This window comes from Oscillatoria sp. FACHB-1406, from assembly GCF_014698145.1.
Lineage (GTDB): Bacteria > Cyanobacteriota > Cyanobacteriia > Cyanobacteriales > Spirulinaceae > FACHB-1406.
This window is the reverse complement of the sequence record NZ_JACJSM010000036.1, coordinates 25,925-45,926: the sequence shown is the minus strand read 5'-3', so window position 1 is coordinate 45,926 and position 20,002 is coordinate 25,925. Positions and strand designations below refer to the sequence as shown.

Below are 20,002 nucleotides of genomic sequence, written 5' to 3'. Positions count from 1 at the left end.
TCTCATCAAGAATATTAGTTGCCAAAATAAAGCGTCCGGCTGCAATCTTCAAAGGGGCTAGTTTTTCCGGAGACTCACAGGCTGTTGCTCGAACTCGATAACCTCTTTCTTGATTCTGACTCCCCGATGTGGAGCGAATTTCTTCAATTTCAATTTCTCCTAACTGTTGCTACTCAGTGCTAAGTTCTCGCGGCTGTAGAACGCACAATCTGCTACGAATAAGCTCTCCCAGTCTATTTCTTTTTTGAACTGTTGCAGAATCTTCGCAAATTGTTCGGTATCCGATGCGTTTCCCGAATCCGTTTTCATCCACAAGGGGATATCTCCATCCCCGCTACAGATTAAGTCTGTGGAAGAGATACAGGGGGGCTGACACTAATCCCAGACCGTTTAAAATCATCCCTTTAACTCCCATTCCCACACTGACAAGTTCGCTTTTATGTTCCCCGGTTATTTCGTTGATGATTTCGACTATACCGATTTCGTCTATGAGTCCAGCTACTAAGCCCAAGTGGTCGAGGTCGTTAATTGCCATCGACACAGATTTTTGGGGGGAATTCATCTTTGAGAAGCCCATCAGTTACAGTGCCATGATTTCATTTTCCCTCATCAGGGGACTTGACTCCTACTCCCTCTCACCTGTCGCACAGAGCAACTACTTTTTGTCGTGCGGAATGTGGGTTGGTGGCGAATTTGTCGTAAAAAAGGGAAAAGTTTAGCTTTTCGTATCTGTTTGGCGACTGTCGATCTTGGCAGTCAGCGACTAGGATATCTACGGTTGCACCGACTTCATCGCGAACGGCTTCTAATTTCTGGCGGTTGCGTCCGGCGATCGCGAAGGTGACTCGTTCGGGAGAAGTTTGGCGGGCTAAGTAATGCACGGTCTGCCGACCCACAAAGCCACTAGCACCGTAGAGGATAATGTGATAGGGACGCTCGGACATGGGAGTTTCATCTAAAATTAGGAAATAGAATTTAATTCTATTCTCTACAAGCTGCCAAAGTTTTAAGCGAGCGATGGAAGAGTACGTCACGGGTTTTGTGAAGAGTTTTGGATTGAAGTGCCGTTTTAGGAAATGAAGAATATGGATACTCAGTCGATGCTTTCTTCTTCTCATCTCTATGAGCAATTCCTACGACGGCTGATGGATTTAAGTCAACAAGCCAATTTTTCATTAAGTGCTGCGATCGAGGATTATTTAACGATGAATTATCGACTTAAACTCGAACGGCTCGATCGACTCAAAGCTTGGCTGGATGAGTTTAGACCTTTTGAACCCAAGCTCGTCGCCGAACTCAAAAATCTCTACGATGTTCGCTTTACTTATAACTCAAATGCCATTGAGGGAAATACTTTAACTCAAAGCGAGACGGAATTAGTGTTAACTAAGGGGATTACGGTGGGTGGCAAAACCCTAGACGAACATTTAGAGGCGATCGGACACAAGGAGGCGATCGATTATATCGAACATTTAGCCCAACAAAACACGAAAATTAATGAATGGGAAATCAAGCAAATTCACAATCTAATTCTCCGAAAAATCACCCCAGAGGAAGCGGGGAGTTACCGGACTCTAGACGTGATGGCAGCCGGGACGAATTATCGTTATCCTCCTCACTATTTACTGTCTCAATTAATGGGAGATTTTGCGAGTTGGCTCAATTCGGAAGCGGCTTTAAGTCTCCATCCGGTTGAATATGCCAGTCTTGCCCACTATCGGTTTGTTTCGATCCATCCTTTCCGCGATGGCAACGGTCGAACGGCTCGATTATTAATGAATTTATTGTTAATTCGAGCGGGCTATCCGATCGTAGTGATTGATAATCAAGTTCGTAATGATTATATTAATGCTTTGGCTTACGGACAGCAAAACCAAGACGATCTAAGTCAGCTTTACGACTTAGTTTTTGAGGCGGCGATCGCGTCGCTTGTAGAGGTTTTAAGAGTATTGGTGACGGCCAGAAGTAGTCGAGGAAAGGGGCAGGCTTTTTATCAAGAGATTACGGATTTTCTCAATCGCGCGGGAGATGAGATCGATGGGTAAAGCCAATATCCTTAAGTCTCGAGCGATCGCATGGAAAGGGCAGCCCGATATTACACCCTCTGGACAGGGAAAAGGGGGCGCGCATCCTACCAGTTTTCCTTAAGTTGACCCAATGCTCTCGCAGAATAGGACAACTCCAACTCCCACTAATGCCCAACATTCCAGATTGAGATCGCGCGCCGAGAGCGGCGTTGCCCGCTCTGCCCCCAGACAAACTCAGGAAGACAATCGCCGAGCGATGTGTAAAATGAAAGAAGAAAATGGGTGTAGAACGCACGCCAGGGCTTACAGACGAAAAAAGAATTCAGTTCTCTGGGAGTTTAAGAATATGACTGTCGTAACACCCATCACCATTCCCCTCAAAAATATTCAACTCACTCCCGGCAGCTTAATCAGCATCCGTGATGTAACTTGGGAGCAATTTGAAGCGATTCTCCAAGAAAGAGAAACCGAAGGAATCAGAACCCGAATCGCTTACAGTCAAGGAACGTTAGAAATTATGGCTCCCCTCCCGGCTCACGAACGACCGCACCGAATCATCGGAGATATTGTCAAAGTCTTACTCGATGTTGAAGAACGAGATTGGGAAGACTTTGGTTCGAGTACATTTCGTAAAAAAGCCCTCGAAGCCGGACTCGAACCGGACACCTGTTTTTACATCGAAAATGCTGAAAAAGTGCGAGCTTGCCAAAGAATCGATCTGAGTGTCTCTCCCCCTCCCGATTTAGCAATTGAAGCCGATGTCACTTCCAAAACGACCCTGGAAATCTATGAAGCGTTAGAAGTTCCGGAAGTGTGGATTTACACGGAAAAAAAATTGAGCGTCAAGGTTCTCATTGAAGGGAAGTACGTTGAATCCTCAACCAGTCCGACCTTTCCCAACTTACCCATCCGGGAGTTAATTCCTCAGTTAGTCGCTCGTGCCTTCAACGAAGGAAGCCGTAAAATGCTCCGAGAACTTAGAATGCAAATGAGTTCTTAGGGTTTATGTCACCATCGAGCGATCGCAAGTAGGTAAAGCTGAGGAGGAACCTGGTAAACACGCATCGAAGATAAATTCCAGATTAATGGGAACTTGGAGTAAGAAGAGCTTCTACTTTGCAGGGCTTTGTTTCACACTGTTGCTCATAAAGCTGCTGAACATAAGGTTCCTGCCAATTGAGCGAAATTTCTAATAAAGATCTGGCTCCCGTAATGCCTTGTCCCAAAAATAACAATAGTGCAGCAATGTTGAGAATAATGTGAACCTTTCGCCAGCGATTGCTACGATCTTTATAAATGGTTTGCACAATCGCCACTGAAATTATCATCAGCAATGCTGCAACGATGCCATAGTAATAGTGTGAAATGTACCATCGATCTGTTTGGCGATAGACTCCATCCTGACAGCCTAAAACGACCAGTCCCATTCCAGATAAAATTGCAAAAATGGCTCTCCATGTATTGTGACGTGCTTTGTGGAGAAAGAAGAAAGCAGCGATTGTTACTCCAAATAACACGACAATCAAAAGCACCTGGAACGGCATTTTGCTCCAAACTTGATTGTCAGCAATTTTGCCAAAAATACCATTAGCGAGTGCTAACAACGTTATACCAAACACACTAATTGCTAGCCATCCACCAACCTTAACGTGTTCTTGACCCACTACAGGCTGAATTTTACTTTTTCCCTCAGTCGCAACTTGTAGACGACGGTGCCGCACTTGCAAGGCGCGATTGATAACGATACCAATTAGCGGATAGACAACAACAATCACAATAATGGGATGCAGTAGTAAAATTAGATCTCTGTATGCCATGATGACCTCTCGAGCAATAAAGCATGAATTGGGCTTTGATGAATCGCCAAGCCACTGAGACGTGACGATTCGTCGAGTTGGAGTGCAGCAATCTCTACTTCACTTCGTCTGGTGCAAATGTAGTGACTTTGCCTTGCTTGACGGCGACCACAACATCGTATGTAGAGCAATAAGCAAAGGTAACGTTGTTCGCCTTGTTGTAAAGATTCACGACCATTCCCGCTCCACCGGGCTGCACCGATATGGGTTCTAAATCTCCGAAGAAGTAGCGCCGAAGTTCGTCACCACTGCCGAATTTTCCTTTATGCTGAGTCAGGTTTTCTATTTTTTGAGTAGAAGTTAATCCTGTCGCATCCATTGCTGGCATCATCATCGTTTGGGCTTGTGCAGGCTGTAGTCCGTTCGACCCGTGAAGCAATGGAATTGAAGTGGTGCTAACGGTAGCGAGACCAACAAGTGTAGCAGTAGCAAGTAAAGAATTGAGTTTCATGGAATGACATCCTCTTGAAATAGTTTGTTTCGATGTCAGTAGCTTCTCGTAGATTTCTGAGAGGCGACTGAAAAATTTCTGAAGAATGCATAAACTTTAGAGTTGTTTGCTGAATGTAATTCTCAGGAAGAACTCAGGAATGAGTCATAAAGGGTTCAGGATTACCCTGCACAATCAGAATCAACCAATCGACACCCTTCAAGTTAAGTACAGAGAGCGATCCTGAAACGAGTTCTATTCGCTCGTGCTTGGGAGGCGAGGCTCTAGTAACGGTTGTCGGTTTCTTTAGTATTTTTGTTCTAGCCAGGTTGACCGGCTCCCATCTTACAGTTCTTTAAATTTACCTAGAATTTTCCACCCAGTCCTGCATTGCCGCCTAACATAATTAATATCTAATCATGTCCAATTCAAGTATCTCGAATGCTGTCCCAATATCGCCGTTCTAGATCGATTCCTTTCCTACCCCGTAGGCTTGATTTTGCCTCGCTCCAAGTTGGACTAATTGTTAAAATTGCAGTCCTTCTGTTAACGGGCTTTATCAGTTTTGCTCTTTTCACCTACTGGGAACTGCAATCACTCTCTATGATGGTGATGATGTCTCATTCCGATCCGATGGTTATAAGTCGTTTGACGCTAACAACAGAACGACTCATGCTATTGAATGGCATTTTTGCTCTCACCCTGCTGATAATCGCCACGGGGATCGGGTGGCGATCGCTCAAACCTTTATGCGATTTTAGTGACTGGGTTACTTCTTCTACTGAGCCTTATCCGTTGCAACCCCTTCCTAGCGAGATCAAACGTCTCTCAAAGTCCTGGAATGCACTGCTGTTGCAATCGAGCGACTTGAAGCAACAACAGCGACAGTTCATTAACAATGTTTCTCACGAACTGCGATCGCCCTTGAGCCTAGTTTATGGTTACTTACAGCGAACATTGAAGCGCAGTCAGAATCTAACTGAAATTCAGCAAGAAGCCTTGACAATGGCAACCTCTGAAGCCGAGCGAATGCGTTTAATTTTGCAGAACTTACTCGATCTTGCCCGGTCTGAGCCTATTGATTCGATCGCCTTCCAGGAACCCCTTTTGTTGAATGAAGTGGTACGCGATTTGGTTGAAATGATGACAAAATTTGAGCATCGAGCGATCGAGCTAGAACTCTCTCCCACTCCAATTTATATTCAATCCAATCGAGACTATTGGATGCAACTGCTAAATCATCTAGTTCACAATGCAATTCAATTTTCTGACGCTCCAATTCTTGTGAAAGTTATCTCTACTCAGAAGACTGCCGTGATTCAGATTATTGATTATGGTTGTGGCATTGCGCCCTTACAGCAGCAAGCTGTGTTCGAGCCATTCTATCGGGTCGATCCGTCGCGTACTCGTGCTACAGGTGGCACCGGATTAGGGCTGACGATCGTGAAATCTCTCGTCGAACAGATGGGTGGAACCATCACCCTCGATTCTGCCTTGGGACGCGGTAGTACTTTTAGTTTGGTATTTCCAATTGATGGAGTAAAACAATGAAAGCAAGCATTCTCCTAGTCGAAGATGAAATTCAATTAGCGCGATTTGTGCAGCTAGAACTTGATAGTGAAGGGTATCAGGTCGCGATCGCTCATGATGGCATGACGGGACTCTCAATGGCGCGTGAATCAATGCCCGACCTGGCGATTCTCGATTGGATGTTACCCGGTCTATCCGGTCTTGAACTCTGTCGTCGGCTACGAGCGACTGGAAGCAAGGTTCCAGTGATTCTCTTAACGGCTAAAGATGAGGTCAGCGATCGTGTGGCAGGACTTGATGCTGGAGCAGATGATTATGTTGTCAAGCCATTTAGCATCGAGGAATTGCTGGCACGAGTTCGGGCGCATTTGCGAAGAAATCAAGAAACGAGTAGCGACCGCTTGGAATTTGAGGACTTGATGCTCGATCGCGGCACGCGTGAAGTGTACCGAGGCGATCGCTTATTAGAATTGACCGCTAAAGAATTTGAATTATTAGAGTATTTACTAACTCGTCCCCGTCAAGTATTCACGCGAGAGCAAATCCTGGAACGAGTTTGGGGATACGATTTTGTTGGAGACTCCAATATTATTGAAGTCTATGTGCGATACCTGCGATTGAAACTTGAAGAAAACCAAGAGAAACGCTTGATTCACACAGTTCGCGGCGTAGGATATACACTACGAGCAAGTTAGCACTCTTGAAGTCTATGGATTTGCAACAGATTGCTATGCGAGAACGCACGCAACAGCTTCTAGAGGTGCTCGCGACCCTCAGTTATCGATCGAGCGATCTGAAAGACTACCTTAATGAAATTGCGGTTGCCGTAAGCCAGTTGATCGGCTCGGATTGGTCGATCGTCACCGTTTGCGAAGGTGATACGGGAAAGGTTGTGGCCAGTAGTCAAATCCTGTCGCAAGAAATAACCTATCAGATGCACGGCACTCTCAACAACATTGTCGTTCAGAGTGCCAATCAAGTGATCCTCGAAGATGTGCGGCTCTACCCCGATTATCCTCAACCGCCACAGAACTACCTCAGTTATTTTGGAATGCCGCTTCGCACGCTACAGGGACAAATCATTGGCACGATTTGTTCATTTAATCATTCTCCGCGTCACTATACCTCGGAGGAGATTCATACGGTTGCGTTACTAGCAGAACGGGCAGCCGTCGCAATTGATAACTATCGGCTTTATCAAGAACAGCAGCAATTTAATCAACGATTAGAGCAAGAGATTGTGGCTCGAACGACTCAACTTCAGGTGACACAAGCTCAACTGGTTAAACAAGAACAGCTTGCAGCGATCGGTGAGTTTGCTGCAATGATTGTGCATGAATTAAAGAATCCGATGACAACGGTGATGATGGGGTTAGAACGATTTGGTAAAATCGCTGCTACGCCTAACGATCGATTGCGAGCAGAACTGGCACTGAGTGAAGTTCAACGGCTGAAACGCTTGCTGACGGAAATTCTTCTGTACGCAAAACCACAGTCTCTAAATCGAACTGAGTTAGAGCTTAATGACTTTATTCCAGCAGTTATTCAGGCGATGCAAGCCATACCCCAAGTGACATCCTGCCAAGTTCAATTTGAATCACAGGCTCCAACCGCGAAAGTTTCGGGCGATCGCGATAAGCTCCAACAAGCGCTGATGAATGTAATTCAGAACGCCTGTGAAGCCGATCCAGATCGAGGAATTGTTCGTATTCGGTCATTAAATTCGGACTTGGGGCAAGTTTGCATTGAGATCCACAATTATGGAAATCCCATTCCGCCTGACTATTTACCCCATTTGATGGAGCCATTTTATTCGACAAAATCTAGTGGAACTGGGTTAGGTTTAGCGATCGTCAAGCGTATTGTGGAGGCACACGGAGGCAGCATTTCAATTCAATCTGCTCTGCAATTGGGAACAATAGTGAGTATTACGCTTCCCTGTTTTACCTGACGGAAGATGGTATCGACGGCAGAATAAGTTTGGCAAGGTCTGGAAACAGACTCAAGTAACGACGCGGTTAGTGGTGAGCTATTTGGCGTGTTAGGAGTAATGGAACGAATTCGTCCGCTAAGACTTATCTCATCCATCCCGCACCGGATTCGCGCTCGAAATCTGAGAGCGATCGCTCAAGACTCACCGTTCGCTTATTCTTAGGGCTACTTGAAACGTAAATGTAATCTTTCTAAACGCACACAAGTCTTGGCTGGTGGGCGCTGCCCACCCTACTACATTGACTTTGATAGCTTTCAAAAGCGAGCTAAAGCTTTGCCTGCTTAAGATTAAATTAACCATTCTTGTAAACAAAATTATTTTTGTAAGGATTAATTTTTCTGATTGTAGATCAAAAACACTGAACCAATCGGGCCGCGATTTTCTGCCAAAACTTTACCATCGTAATATAACCCCGGAGATATCCCCCCATCAAATAACAACCCTTCCTGAATATTCCCCAAACAATGTTTCCCAGCTATTCCTTCGAGAACGCGATTAAAACTATCGGGATATAAAGCGCGATCGGTGTTGGTCGAAAAGATTGAGGGTTGATAATTATTCACCAAGAAAATAACGTAATTTTTATCGGTAATTGCTGCCATCGATCGCGTCGTTGCTTGCTGACAGGCAAACTCTCCTAAAGCTTGACAAATATCTTTGAATGTGCCGTCCTGATAAAAGCGACCGTTTCCCCCTACGAGGTTGTAATTTAACCGTTCTTCATTGCGTTTGCCAACTTGAATCGTAGCGCGACGTTGAGAAGGTTCGCCCCCAGAAATCCCAAAAGAAGAACGTTTATTTTTAAATGCACCAGCATATTCAACACCGCGCGAAATATTTAAGCCTTGGGGTTTATTTTCAGTATCGATATAGTCGGCATTAATAGCAGCGAAAGGAAGTTCGCCGTTTAATTGAGCATTCTCGTCGGCGATGATTTCGCGAAAGGTTTTTGGAGTGTAATCGCGCCGAAATTTTCCCGCTCCATCTTTAGCGTAAATGGGATGCGATAAACCGACATTCACTTTAAAATCAAGGCGCGGCGAACGGGGATTTAAGAGGATTGCATAATTATCGCCGCGTTTGCTTTCTAGACCTTGGTTATCGCTTCGGAGGAGTTGAATGCTAAAATTAGGGTCTTCGCCGAGGCAAGGGGAAGTCGAAAAATTGAGCAGAGATTTGGGCAGAAATTTAAAGGCAAAAACGGCAAGAATACCGAATATAAAGACTAAAACAAGGCTAAATCTTGGGAAAATTTTTAACACGGAAATTATCGAACTATCAAGTAGGGGCGAATGGTCATTCGCCCCTACTTCAACGAGCACGGAGGGATTTGAACCCCCGACACCCAGAACCGGAATCTGGTGCTCTATCCACTGAGCTACGCGCCCTCATAACACATCTAGGATAGCACATTTTGTCTCGGAAGACGAATCGGGGCGCGCTGTTGAGGGTGCTAACCTTGTGCGTCCCAAAACGGGGCAGCGGGTTGGGACTGGGGGAGGGTGAGGGTAAAGGAAGTGAGATAAGCCGAAGTTTTAGCATCAACAAGAGTGCTAGAAACCGAGATCGCGCCGTTGAGATGCTTAACTAACTCTCGAACTAAAGCCAGTCCCAAGCCGGTTCCTTGTTCGCTTCCTTCTCGCCTAATTTGGGTAAAGGGGTCAAAAATTATTTCTTGTTCGTGGGGAAGAATCCCAACGCCGGTATTAGTGACGGTGAGGAGAATTTGACGGCCGGATTCGCTTAGCTGAGAACGGACGGCAAGGATAACGCGTGTTTGGGGAAGGGAAAAACGCCCTGCATTGCTCAACAGTTCGAGCAAGATGCGATTGATACTGTTGGCATCAGCGAAGAGTGTGGGCGCGACTTTAGAGGGATTATCAGCGCTGGCGGCGAGTCCGTCGTCGATTTCTAAGATTAAACCTTTATCTGCCCAACGTTGCTCGAAGGCATGGGCGACTGCTTCAATAATTTCGCGCAGGTCGAGTTGTTGGCGATCGCTGCTAAACTGGTGAGATCGCAACTGCTGCAACGTCAAAATATCGACGATTAACTTGGTCTCTTTAGCGCACTCCGACTCGAGAATCTCCAAATAAATCTGTCGGCGCTGCGTATCGGGGGCAATCTTAAGCATTTCAATTGCCATCTTCATCTTCGCCAAAGGATGCTTGAGTTCGTCCTGTACGGTCGCGAGAAACTCGTCCTTAATCTGATTCACCCGCTTGAGTTCGTCGATTTGGAGGCGCATTTTCTCCGATAACTTCGCTTGCAACTCCAAACTCCAGCGCAGTTGGGCGGTGCGCTCTTCTACGAGAGCCTGAACTTGTCGCTGGGCTTGATTTTGGAGCATAGCGGTGCTGAGTTGTTCCCCCACCCACCGCGCTAAATCGACCTCTTCCGGCTGCCAGACGCGGGGATAGCGCGCCTGAAAGAGGAGAAATCCTACCGCTAGCGTCGCTGCTGCGTCGTTACCGCTGCGTCCGACCAAGGGGACAAGCAGCCAAGCTTTCATGCGATCGCGCGCCAGTAAAGGCGGCAGGGCGAGCGCTTCCGGGTCGGGATAGAGATCGAGATCGTCGATAACCATCGGTTCCGGGGCATTTTGCCAAGCGCGGGCATAGAGGAAACAGTCGGCGAGGGCAAAGGTAGTATCGACGGAAGTCACTTCAGCCGGTTCGGCTTGGCGCGACCAACTGGCGATCTCGGTAACTTTGGCTTTCGGGACTTTAGTACGACGGCGATTTTTTTGCAGCGGATCGGCATATTTGAGGGTCATCAACAAACCGCGATCGACTTGCAACGCGAGGGCGGTTTCAGCGAGGGCGCTTTCGAGGTCGGGTTCGACTTCCGAAGCCGTATACAGGACTTGACTGAGCCGACCGATGGGGGTTTGATAGCGCTTGTAGGTCGAGACTTGCTGCTGAAAATCGGCGCGATCGCAAATCAGAGACACCGCAACGGACAACCGCTCGAGTTCCTCCCGTTCGGCGGCACTCCACGAACGCACGTCATTACAGAGTAGGGCAATCCAACCGCGTGGCGATCGCTTCTCGCCCAGCGGGTAACTCAACCAAGCCCGAACCGAAAGCAGCCCGACCAATTCGCCCAGCGCTGTTTTTCCAGCCTCTGATGCCAAGTCTTCCACCGCCAGCGGTTCGAGTCCGGCGCAATCGGCAACGGCAGACCATTGGGTCTTAAACTCCGGCGTTAAGAGAATCGAGGGTTCGACCGGCCAAAAGCCAGAGAGCGTCTTAATCCCACGCTCCGGGGCTGCGACGACCCAACAGCGATCGACTCCGAAGACCTCTCCAATCCGAGCGACAATTCTCGATAGCAGCGCGGGGGGTTCTAAATTACTCTGGGCGATTTGCAGAATCTGCTGTCCGAGAGTGTTGAATTCTTCCATGTCGTAAGATCTTGACTCGCCGAAGGTTTCTGCTGGTCTAGCAAATGTTACCCGACTATTGGTAACTCGAGGGCGTTCTATACAGTATCGCTCAAAGAAGAGAATAGGTTCGAGGGTAGGATACCTAATTTCGAGCCAGCAGACCAGAGTGGAAATCCGAAAGTCTTTCAAAATTGCTGCGATGTTTGCTAGATTTCCATCTATTGCAATCGTCGAGCTTGCTGTTGTGCCATTTCGCTATTTTTACGGTAAAGCTGGGCGCGCGATCGCGCGGTGGAATAGCGCGGGTCGCTTTTAGCAACGGACTGCATCAAGTCAGAAGCGCGCTGCCATTTCGCCGCTAAATCCAGCCACTCTGCTGCCGTTTTTGCAGTTTGCCCGTTCGCCGCGCTCGCCTCTGCCAGTCGAACCGCTTCGGCGAAGGGTTCGGTATTTTGCACCACTCGGGAAGCCTCTGGAATTGAATTAGCCTTCAGGGGCGCGCGCGCGGAAGGTTCGATCGCCGAACGCCAGCGCCACCAACTCCAAAACCCGCCTAAAACAAGCAAACAAAGCAGTACGCCGCCGCCGACTCCTTTCCAATAAGGATTGAGCCGCGATCGCTTTTCGAGCAGCGATTTATCGACTTTTTGCTTGGTATTGACTGCCGATTGTCGATCTTGGAAGCGGCGAAGCATTTGTTGCCATAAATTAGGCGGCGTGAGTTGAATATCTTCCGACCAGAGGAGTTGATTTTCTGGCTCGCGCTTGATTTCATCGAGCCAGAGTAATTGCTGCTCCCGGGTAATGCGAGCGTTGATGCGAATGCGGCGAAAATTGCGAGGCGATAACTCCTGTAAAATCGATGTGAGACGCGGGACCAAGTACGCTTGCTCCAGTTGTTCGGGAGTTTCAGCTTCGCAGAGAATTTGGAGGACTCCAAGACCATCATCAAACGTCGCTCGAGTGCGGATTCCGGAGTCGGCAAGACGCTCGTTCATCAATTGAATCAGCGCGGCCATACTTCCTTGACGAGCTTGTCTGATTATTTCGTCCATTCTCCGATCCTGTCCCTTCGAGCAGCAATACTGTAGCAGATTGTACTGTATTGCTCGCAGCCGCGATCGCGCGCGCCTTCGATCTCAATGGGCTTCGAGTGCTAGTCATCGGCTCGCAACAGTGGCAAAATAAGTCAAGATATCGAACCCCTTATCCCTCAAAGCCGCGATCTCGTATGTTATTAAAGTCTACGACTCGTCATATTCGCCTGTATGCTGCGGAAGTCAAAGATAACGAATGGGTTGAGAGCGACAACGTTCTCACCATCGATATCGATCCCGACAATGAATTTAACTGGAACGAAACCGCTCTTCGTAAGGTTTACCAAACCTTCGATGAGTTGGTCAAAAGCTACGACGGCGAAGAACTGACCGAATACAATCTGCGTCGGATTGGCTCGGAGTTAGAACACCTAATGCGCGCCCTGCTGCAAGAGGGTCAGATTACCTACAATCTGCAAGCCCGCGTGCTGAACTATAGTATGGGTCTGCCTCATGTAGACGACCCAGAAGCCAAGGGCAAATATTAAGTTCGCGATCGGGAAATTCCACAGCATATGAGTACCGAACCTCCTGTCCCCGCTTTCAACGTCTGGAACTATAAACCGTGGTGGTGTCAACCCTGGTCGATTTTACTAACGGGTTCGGTAGCGATCGCGGCGAGTTGGTTCCTGACGCAGCGGGTTTGGGTTGCATTGCCGGTTGCGGTTGCGATCGCGCTCTGGTGGGGCTACTTCCTTCTGCTCTGGCCGAAGGCAGTCGCCCGCAGTCTGGCGGCGGGAGCGTTCGCAGAACCGCCCGCAGAACCAGACTAAACCCGCGATCGCCGTACCCAATTCCGCCCTTCTTGGCGTTCTGCGGTGCACAGAGCCGTGGGACATCCCGTTCCTAAAACTCGCTCAAACTCCTATGCAGTCTTCAGGAGTGAGTGAGAAGTCCGGGAACAGACCTTTAAAGTCTCCTCAAAAGCCTGTAGGTTCCGTCGCACTGTAGCGATCGAGTCAGCGTCGGAGTCGGTCAGCATGAGTTATGATTTAGGCTTCAGAGCTTCCCATCGTTGAGGTTCAAAGCATCCAACCTAGCCCCCTCGACCGAAGCCTCAGAAGCCGCCCCCAAGCGCTGGTGCGAGCGCAGAGCCAAGAGATTATGCAAGATACCGCGATCGAACTTTATTGCTCCAATCCGGGCTGTCAAGCCGCCAATCCACTCGATGGTAAGTTTTGCCATCAATGTCGCACCCCGCTCCTCAAACGTTACTTATGGGCAGTCGGGCGAAGTCTGGAGCATTATCAGCCCGGAGAATGGGTCGGGGGCGATCGCTATCTCGCCCTCGGTTCGCAGTTAGTCCTGGATACCCAACCCGCCGTCCCTCCCCTCCTGCTCGAAGACATTCCACCGTCCATTTTCAACTACCTCAAGCTCTTTCCCTACCGACCCCAAGTCCCTCAAGTTTACGGTCAACTCGAGCGAGGCAAAGAAGATGGCACGCCCGGAATTTGGTTGCTCGAAAGCGGTAGCATCTCGGCAGCGGTTCGCGAAAAATTCGATCGCGGCGAATATTTTCCCCAACTCACCAGCGCTTGGCCCCAAGCCTCCCCCCTGCGCCAACTCCACTGGCTGTGGCAAATGGCTCAACTCTGGCAGCCCTTGCTCAACCAAAATGTCGCCTCCAGTCTGCTCGCTCCAGAACTCTTGCGAGTCAACGGCGCAACGTTCCGGCTGCAAGAATTATGGCCCGATCGCGCCGAGAAACCCACCCTCCAACAACTGGGCGAATTATGGTCTCAATGGCTCCCGACTAGCGCGCCCAAAATTCAACCCTTTCTCTCCAAACTCATCGAGCAACTCCGCTCCGGGCAACTCGATCGCATCGACGTTTTAATCGCGCGGCTCGATCGCGCCTTAGACGAATGCGGAAACGAGGATCGACGACAGTATCAAATCTACGCCCTGACCGATACCGGCCCCAGTCGAGACCACAATGAAGATGCCTGCTACCCGCTCCCCCAAAGCCGCATAGACGTTCAAGACCGAGACTATCCCCTCGCATTGGTCTGCGATGGCATCGGCGGTCACGAAGGCGGAGAAATCGCCTCGCGCATCGCCATCGATCTCGTTCGGGACCGCTTAGCCCTCCTCCAAAACGGTACTAAAGCCGTCAGTACGTCCGCCCTCGTCGAAACCATCGAAGAAGCCGTTTGCGAAGCCAACGATGCGATTAGCAATCGCAACGACCTCGAACAGCGGCAAGAGCGCCAGCGCATGGGAACCACCCTCGTCCTCGCTCTGGCGCGCGCTCGGCAGATGTATCTCGCTCACGTCGGCGACTCTCGAATCTACCGAATCGATCGCTTTGGCTGCACTCAAACAACCCTCGATGACGACTGGGCCTCTTGGGAAGTCCGTTTGGGCTATACCTTCTACCGCAACGCCATTCAACACCCCAACGCCGGAGCGCTCCTGCAAGCCTTGGGCATGAACTCCTCCTCTCGCTTGCGCCCGACGATTAACCGCTTCACCTTAGATGAAGACTGCATCTTTCTCCTCTGCTCCGATGGCTTGAGCGATTTCGATCGCGTCGAACAATACTGGGAAAGCGAAATTCTCCCCGTCCTCAACAACAAACAGCCCATCGAGCGTGCGGTCGAAAACCTCATGGAAATCGCCACCCGTCAAAACGGTCACGACAATATCACCATTGCTCTGTTCGCCTGTCAGGTTCTAGCCCCCAGCCCCACCGAAAACGATCGCCCCATTGCCCTACCCCCCGCCGAAGACGCTAAAGCCCTCGACAACGATACGACTCAACTCCCCACCGAAGTCATCGGAGCCGGAAACACCGAGCGCGTTCTGCCCGCTCCCAGTCCGCGTTCCTCCGTACTGCCGCGCCTTGCCCTCGCCCTAGCGGTCTTGCTCCTAGGCACTCTGGGACTGGCGGGCTTATCGTATTGGTTGTTTCCCGAAGTGCGATCGCGCGCCAACGACTTATTAGGAGGCACGCCCGAACCCACCCCCACCGCCCTCGATACTTTCCCTTCGCCCGCGCCTTCAGTCGCGCCTTCAGTCAGCACCCCCGACTTCGGCGCGCTGCTCGAGATCCCCCAAGCAGTCCGGCTTTACCCCCAGCCCACCCCCGCCGTCCCACAAACCCTTGCCCCCGGCAGTCAATTGCTAGTGACGGGCAAAGTGCTGGATGCCGAGCGACAGGCTTGGTTGAAAGTACGAGTTTGTAAGAGCGCTCCGGCAAAGCCTTCTGTCCTCGCCGGAACAGAAGGGTGGGTTCGTCCGCTCGATGGCGCGATCGCCGCAGCCAAACGACTCGACCGAACCGTCGCTAAAAACTGCGCTCCCTCTCGCCCCCAAGAACCGCGCGGAAGCTCTCAATCCTCCTCCATCCTCTCTCCTACCCCACCCGCGTCCCCCAGTAGCAGAAGCTCTCAACCCTCCCCCATCCCTTCTCCCACCTCGCCCCCGTCCCCCAGCAACCGATAATTGCCATTCGCGGGGCCTTCTAATTTGTCCTCCCAAAGGACTACAATCCTGGAATGTCTACTCCCGGTCTCAGTATCGCGCTCTCGCGCTTAACCAAAGTCGGTTCGGAAAACTTCGCGATTTGGGTCATCCAAGCGCCTCTAACCAGTGCTTATCTCCATGAAGACTGCACTTGGTCTGACGACTTGACCCAAAAATGGTTGGCATGGCAACAAATGTTTTCGCTTCAATCCGAACTTCATCTCCCCATTCCTGAAGTGGGAAAACCGAATCTGGAGATGCCCGCTTTAGAGGTTCAAGGTTACAGCAGCCGCTTAATGCAGGATTTGGGGATCGCCCTCTGGCAGTGGCTTTTTAACGGTTCGATTCAAGTGAGTTTCGCTCAAAGTCGGGGGCTAGCGCTCGGACAAAATCAACCCCTCCGCTTGCGCCTCGATATTCGAGACCCCAATTTGATTCCCTTACCCTGGGAAATCATGCAACCTGAAGTGGGGAAACAATCGGTCTCTCTCAATCAACAATTGCTTTTCAGCCGCACGACGACGGATGTCGATCCCCTGACTCCGGGGGCCGCGCGAGAGCAGTTGAAGATTTTGCTCGTGCTGGGTCACAATGACGCGATCGCGGGCGAACCGATGCTCGAACTCAAACTCCAGGACGAAGCCGAAACTCTAACCCGCATCCTCGCCCATCCCTCCGCTTTGGGGCTTCAGTCCGAACGCCGCCTCTCGCCCCCGCCGCAAGTCGATCGCCTCTTAAAACCCACTCCCGCCGAACTGATCGCCGCCCTCGAGGTGGGGGATTATAATGTTTTTTTCTATGCCGGTCATGGCGTTCCCGCTCCCGATGGCGGTTTGCTCTTTTTAGGCGCGAGCGAAACGATTAACGGCACCGAATTAGCGCAAGTTTTAGTTCGCACCCGCGTTACCCTCGCCGTTTTTAATGCCTGCTGGGGCGCGCAGCCCGATCTCGCTGGCAGTCGCGCCATCGCCCGCAGCAGTTTGGCTGAAGTTTTAATTCACCACGGCGTTCCCGCTGTCCTCGCTATGCGCGACGAAATTGCCGATCGCGAAGCGTTGAGCTTTATCGAAACCTTGACTGAAGCCCTCGCTCAGCGAATGCCGGTGGATTTGGCGGTTGCTGTCGCTCGGCAGCACCTCTTAACGCTGTATAAGTTCAATCAACCCGCCTGGACGCTGCCGATCCTTTATATGCACCCGGAGTTTGAGGGCGAACTCCTCGAACCGCTCGATCGCGGCATTACCGAACTGCCAACCCTGCAACCGGACAGTTTGAAAGGAACTCAGCCGGTTGCTTTGTTGCGATCGGTGGAAGAACGCTCGAGAGTCTGGCCCCTGCGCGGCGGGTTAATGCGCGTCGGGCGGCGACAGGAAAACGATCTGGTGATTCCGGAACAGTGGGTTAGCCAGCATCACGCGGAAATTATCTGTCGCGAAACTGGCTTTCAGCCGGACAGCGCCAAGCAGTATTTTCTGCGCGATTTTTCGCGCTACGGCACGCTCGTATCCGGTACGGGTGGCTGGCAGAGGGTTCATCACCAAGAGATTGCTTTGTACTCGGGAGTGCAGCTTAAGTTTGGGAGCTTGCAAGGACAAGCCTTGGAATTCGCGATCGAAATGCCGAATTGAGTCTCAAGCTCGGTCGTTGTCAATTATCCATTATCGAATGGCACTGAAATAAGAGTTAAAAAATCGCCTGTAGAGACGTTGTATACAACGTCTCTACAGATAATTTCGTAGGGTGGGCAGCGCCCACCAGCCTTAAGTCAGTGCCATTCATCCATTATCCATTGTCAATTATTTATATCTGCCCGCAATTTGACAGTTGGGAGTGAGGTTCGCTACTATGGTTTTATACGAACTCATAACGACTACGAATAAGGAATAAAGTATGGTTAAAATTGTAGGACTGAGTGGAAGCTTGCGACCCCAGGCTTATAGCAATCTTGCCTTGCAAGAAGCAGCAGTACGGTTGAAAGCCCTAGGTGCAGAGATGGACATTCTCGACATTCAAACGCTAAATTTGCCGTTTTGTAGCGGCGGCGGGGACTACCCAGACTACCCCGATGTCGAGCGGTTGCGCCAAAGTTTTAACGAAGCTGACGGTATCGTTCTCGTTACGCCGGAATATCACGGCAGTATCAGCGGCGTACTGAAAAATGCGCTCGACTTAATGAGTTTCGAGCATCTTTCCGGGAAAGTCGCTGGAGGAATCAGTGTCCTAGGCGGACAGTCCAACAATAATGCTTTAAATGATTTGCGAGTCATTTTGCGCTGGGTTCACGCATGGGTAATTCCAGAACAAATCGCGATCGGGCAAGCGTGGCAAGCATTTAATTCTGAAGGCAAATTAATCGATGAAAAACTCTCCGAACGCTTCGATCGCTTTGCAGAAAGCTTGGTGGAAAATACACGCAAACTGCGGGGTATTTATTAACGCAAAAATCCTAGGAACAAATACTCATCAAGATTGCAAACTGTCTGCACTTCAAATGTTGCATTTTGTGTCATCTGGGAAGTATATGGCTAAGATTCGGTCAAGATTTAAAACCATGCGCTCGCATACCTATCGACTGCGGTATTCTTAAGCAATAATTAAGGATAGCTTCGATCGGGAAGCTACTAAGAGGATTTTAAATTCTCGCTCTTGTCGCCTACCCCCAGCTACAAACCTTATGACTTCAGTAACCCTGCGTCAATTGTGGTCTTTAGTGGAAAATACTCAAGCCGCCTTTCTCCTAGGACAAGACGACGCGAGCTTAGTCACCTGGTTATTAGACCGATTAAGCGAGCAGCAAGCGCTTGAAAGCATGGAAAGCGAGTGGCTCGGAGACTACATTCGCTCCAAAACCTCTTTAATTCGCGATCTTGCCGAACAGCGCTGAGCATCGAAACATTAGGACTTTACGCCCGATGACGTAATTTTGTAGCCCATTGCACCCCCTGCTCCGCAAAAGCACTTCAGGATGATAAGAGTGCTATAAAATGCTACTGTCAAATCTCGTTCAAACAAAGGCGCGTGAAACGAATGCTGAAATGGAGTTCCTTCCCGATAGCGGTTCTGCTGCTCGTCGCTTCCCTAACCTCCTGTGCTACCGATACCACCCAATCTCAAGGAGGAACGGGAGGAAAACCAGCAGCCGGTGGCGGCAAAAGTCGTTTGGATATCGTTAAAAGCAGAGGCGAGCTAGTCTGCGGCGTTGATGGAGGGATTCCGGGCTTCAGTTTTGCTAATGAGAAAGGCGAATACTCCGGCTTGGATGTAGACGTTTGTAAGGCAGTCGCCGCTGCTATCTTCGGAGATGCGAGCAAAGTTGAATATCGCAACCTCGACTCGACCGAACGCTTTACCGCCTTATCGGGAGGTGAAGTCGATATGCTCTCGCGCAATACCACCTGGACGCTAAGCCGCGATACTTCTGTCGGTTTGGAATTCGCCCCGACGACCTTCTACGACGGGCAAGGAATGATGGTGCGTAAAGATAGCGGCATTAAGAGTTTAAAAGATTTTCAGGGTAAAACCGTATGCGTGGAAGCGGGAACCACCACCGAGTTAAACCTGACCGATAATATGAAGAAAGCGGGTGTCACCGTGGAACCCGTCACCTTCCAACAAGCCGATCCCGCTTATGCAGCCTACGATTCCGGGCGCTGCCAGGGGATGACATCGGATCGATCGCAACTCGTGGCGCGCCGCAGTACGCTTAAGAAGCCCGACGATCATATTTTACTCGATGTCACTATGTCTAAAGAACCGCTCGGTCCGGTGACAATTAATAACGATTCGGCTTGGTTCGATGTCGTGAAATGGGTCACGTATGGCTTAATTGAAGCGGAAGAATTGGGGATTACTCAGGCCAATGTCGAGCAAATGGCAAGTAGTAACGACGAGACGGTTAAGCGATTTCTCGGCACTTCAGGAGATTTAGGGAAAGGATTAGGTTTGCCCAACGATTTCATGGTTAAAGTCATCAAATCTGTGGGCAATTATGGGGAAATTTACGATCGCAATATGGGTCAACAATCGAAGTTTAAAATGCCCAGAGGTCAAAACGAATTGTGGACGAAGGGCGGTTTGATGTATTCGCCCCCATTCCGGTAATATAAAATCCGGTTGAATCACCTAAGTTAAGGGGGACGGGGGGACGGGGGGACGAGGTGACGGGGTGATGTTCTTAATAATGGGCGATTTTGCGGATTTTATATAAGAG

Annotated in this window: 19 protein-coding genes and 1 tRNA gene; 12 read left to right on the top strand and 8 right to left on the bottom strand. The window is 49.8% G+C overall.

The features are described from left to right. Window positions 1-159 precede the first annotated feature (159 nt). Together H6G50_RS23185 and H6G50_RS23175 are read right to left on the bottom strand one after the other, a co-directional pair. Window positions 160-342 (bottom strand): transposase, encoded by a 183-nt coding sequence (locus H6G50_RS23185; protein WP_347239989.1) that lies wholly within the window; start codon window positions 340-342, stop codon window positions 160-162. Between the two features lie 293 nt (window positions 343-635). Beyond that, window positions 636-1,034 carry a saccharopine dehydrogenase NADP-binding domain-containing protein gene (locus H6G50_RS23175; RefSeq protein ID WP_347239988.1) on the bottom strand — a complete coding sequence of 133 codons (399 nt, stop codon included), beginning with the start codon at window positions 1,032-1,034 and terminating at the stop codon, window positions 636-638. A 51-nt stretch (window positions 1,035-1,085) separates the two neighbouring features. Between H6G50_RS23175 and H6G50_RS23170 the strand changes: the two genes are divergently transcribed. Continuing rightward, the gene (locus tag H6G50_RS23170) at window positions 1,086-2,045 is read left to right on the top strand and encodes a Fic family protein (protein WP_242032960.1); all 960 of its coding nucleotides are present in this window, start codon (window positions 1,086-1,088) and stop codon (window positions 2,043-2,045) included. 328 nt (window positions 2,046-2,373) lie between these two features. Continuing rightward, window positions 2,374-3,027, top strand: coding sequence for a Uma2 family endonuclease (locus H6G50_RS23165; RefSeq protein ID WP_190721845.1), 654 nt, complete (start codon window positions 2,374-2,376; stop codon window positions 3,025-3,027). An 82-nt stretch (window positions 3,028-3,109) separates the two neighbouring features. Here H6G50_RS23165 and H6G50_RS23160 read toward each other — a convergent pair whose 3' ends face one another. Together H6G50_RS23160 and H6G50_RS23155 are read right to left on the bottom strand one after the other, a co-directional pair. Further along, window positions 3,110-3,844, bottom strand: coding sequence for a DUF4079 domain-containing protein (locus tag H6G50_RS23160; RefSeq protein WP_190721844.1), 735 nt, complete (start codon window positions 3,842-3,844; stop codon window positions 3,110-3,112). 94 nt (window positions 3,845-3,938) lie between these two features. Beyond that, the gene (locus H6G50_RS23155; RefSeq protein ID WP_190721842.1) at window positions 3,939-4,334 is read right to left on the bottom strand and encodes a hypothetical protein; all 396 of its coding nucleotides are present in this window, start codon (window positions 4,332-4,334) and stop codon (window positions 3,939-3,941) included. A gap of 420 nt (window positions 4,335-4,754) precedes the next feature. Here H6G50_RS23155 and H6G50_RS23150 point away from each other — a divergent pair, with 420 nt between their 5' ends. From H6G50_RS23150 to H6G50_RS23140, 3 genes are read left to right on the top strand one after another with little or no spacing between them, the layout of a single operon-like run. Then, entirely contained in the window at window positions 4,755-5,864 is a 1,110-nt protein-coding gene (locus H6G50_RS23150; RefSeq protein WP_190721840.1) for a HAMP domain-containing sensor histidine kinase, read from the top strand. Then, window positions 5,861-6,538, top strand: coding sequence for a response regulator transcription factor (locus H6G50_RS23145; RefSeq protein WP_190721838.1), 678 nt, complete (start codon window positions 5,861-5,863; stop codon window positions 6,536-6,538). The genes H6G50_RS23150 and H6G50_RS23145 overlap by 4 nt, the downstream gene beginning before the upstream one ends. Before the next feature lie 14 nt (window positions 6,539-6,552). Further along, a complete protein-coding gene (locus tag H6G50_RS23140) occupies window positions 6,553-7,794 on the top strand; it encodes a GAF domain-containing sensor histidine kinase (RefSeq protein WP_190721836.1) in 1,242 nt (413 codons plus the stop codon). A 371-nt stretch (window positions 7,795-8,165) separates the two neighbouring features. Here H6G50_RS23140 and H6G50_RS23135 read toward each other — a convergent pair whose 3' ends face one another. The 4 genes from H6G50_RS23135 to H6G50_RS23120 all read right to left on the bottom strand — a co-directional run bounded on the left by H6G50_RS23135 (window position 8,166) and on the right by H6G50_RS23120 (window position 12,279). After that, entirely contained in the window at window positions 8,166-9,098 is a 933-nt protein-coding gene (locus H6G50_RS23135) for a phosphodiester glycosidase family protein (protein WP_199303406.1), read from the bottom strand. A gap of 53 nt (window positions 9,099-9,151) precedes the next feature. Continuing rightward, window positions 9,152-9,224 (bottom strand) — tRNA-Arg (locus H6G50_RS23130). 65 nt (window positions 9,225-9,289) lie between these two features. Next, window positions 9,290-11,242, bottom strand: coding sequence for an ATP-binding protein (locus H6G50_RS23125; RefSeq protein WP_190721828.1), 1,953 nt, complete (start codon window positions 11,240-11,242; stop codon window positions 9,290-9,292). Between the two features lie 200 nt (window positions 11,243-11,442). Continuing rightward, window positions 11,443-12,279, bottom strand: coding sequence for a hypothetical protein (locus H6G50_RS23120; RefSeq protein ID WP_190721821.1), 837 nt, complete (start codon window positions 12,277-12,279; stop codon window positions 11,443-11,445). A gap of 176 nt (window positions 12,280-12,455) precedes the next feature. On the opposite strand from H6G50_RS23120, the gene H6G50_RS23115 reads away from it, so the two are divergent. The 7 genes from H6G50_RS23115 to H6G50_RS23085 all read left to right on the top strand — a co-directional run bounded on the left by H6G50_RS23115 (window position 12,456) and on the right by H6G50_RS23085 (window position 19,893). Beyond that, a complete protein-coding gene (locus H6G50_RS23115; RefSeq protein WP_190721819.1) occupies window positions 12,456-12,809 on the top strand; it encodes an NAD(P)H-quinone oxidoreductase subunit M in 354 nt (117 codons plus the stop codon). A gap of 27 nt (window positions 12,810-12,836) precedes the next feature. Next, the gene (locus H6G50_RS23110; RefSeq protein WP_190721817.1) at window positions 12,837-13,094 is read left to right on the top strand and encodes a DUF6737 family protein; all 258 of its coding nucleotides are present in this window, start codon (window positions 12,837-12,839) and stop codon (window positions 13,092-13,094) included. Window positions 13,095-13,425: 331 nt separating this feature from the next. After that, window positions 13,426-15,771, top strand: coding sequence for a protein phosphatase 2C domain-containing protein (locus tag H6G50_RS23105; RefSeq protein WP_206756595.1), 2,346 nt, complete (start codon window positions 13,426-13,428; stop codon window positions 15,769-15,771). Window positions 15,772-15,824: 53 nt separating this feature from the next. Continuing rightward, complete coding sequence (locus tag H6G50_RS23100; RefSeq protein ID WP_190721813.1) at window positions 15,825-17,420, top strand: CHAT domain-containing protein; 1,596 nt, start codon at window positions 15,825-15,827, stop codon at window positions 17,418-17,420. Between the two features lie 262 nt (window positions 17,421-17,682). Continuing rightward, entirely contained in the window at window positions 17,683-18,228 is a 546-nt protein-coding gene (locus H6G50_RS23095) for an NADPH-dependent FMN reductase (RefSeq protein WP_190721811.1), read from the top strand. A gap of 238 nt (window positions 18,229-18,466) precedes the next feature. Then, a complete protein-coding gene (locus tag H6G50_RS23090) occupies window positions 18,467-18,676 on the top strand; it encodes a hypothetical protein (protein ID WP_190721809.1) in 210 nt (69 codons plus the stop codon). A 143-nt stretch (window positions 18,677-18,819) separates the two neighbouring features. Beyond that, entirely contained in the window at window positions 18,820-19,893 is a 1,074-nt protein-coding gene (locus H6G50_RS23085) for an amino acid ABC transporter substrate-binding protein (protein ID WP_190721807.1), read from the top strand. The last annotated feature ends 109 nt before the right edge of the window (window positions 19,894-20,002 follow it).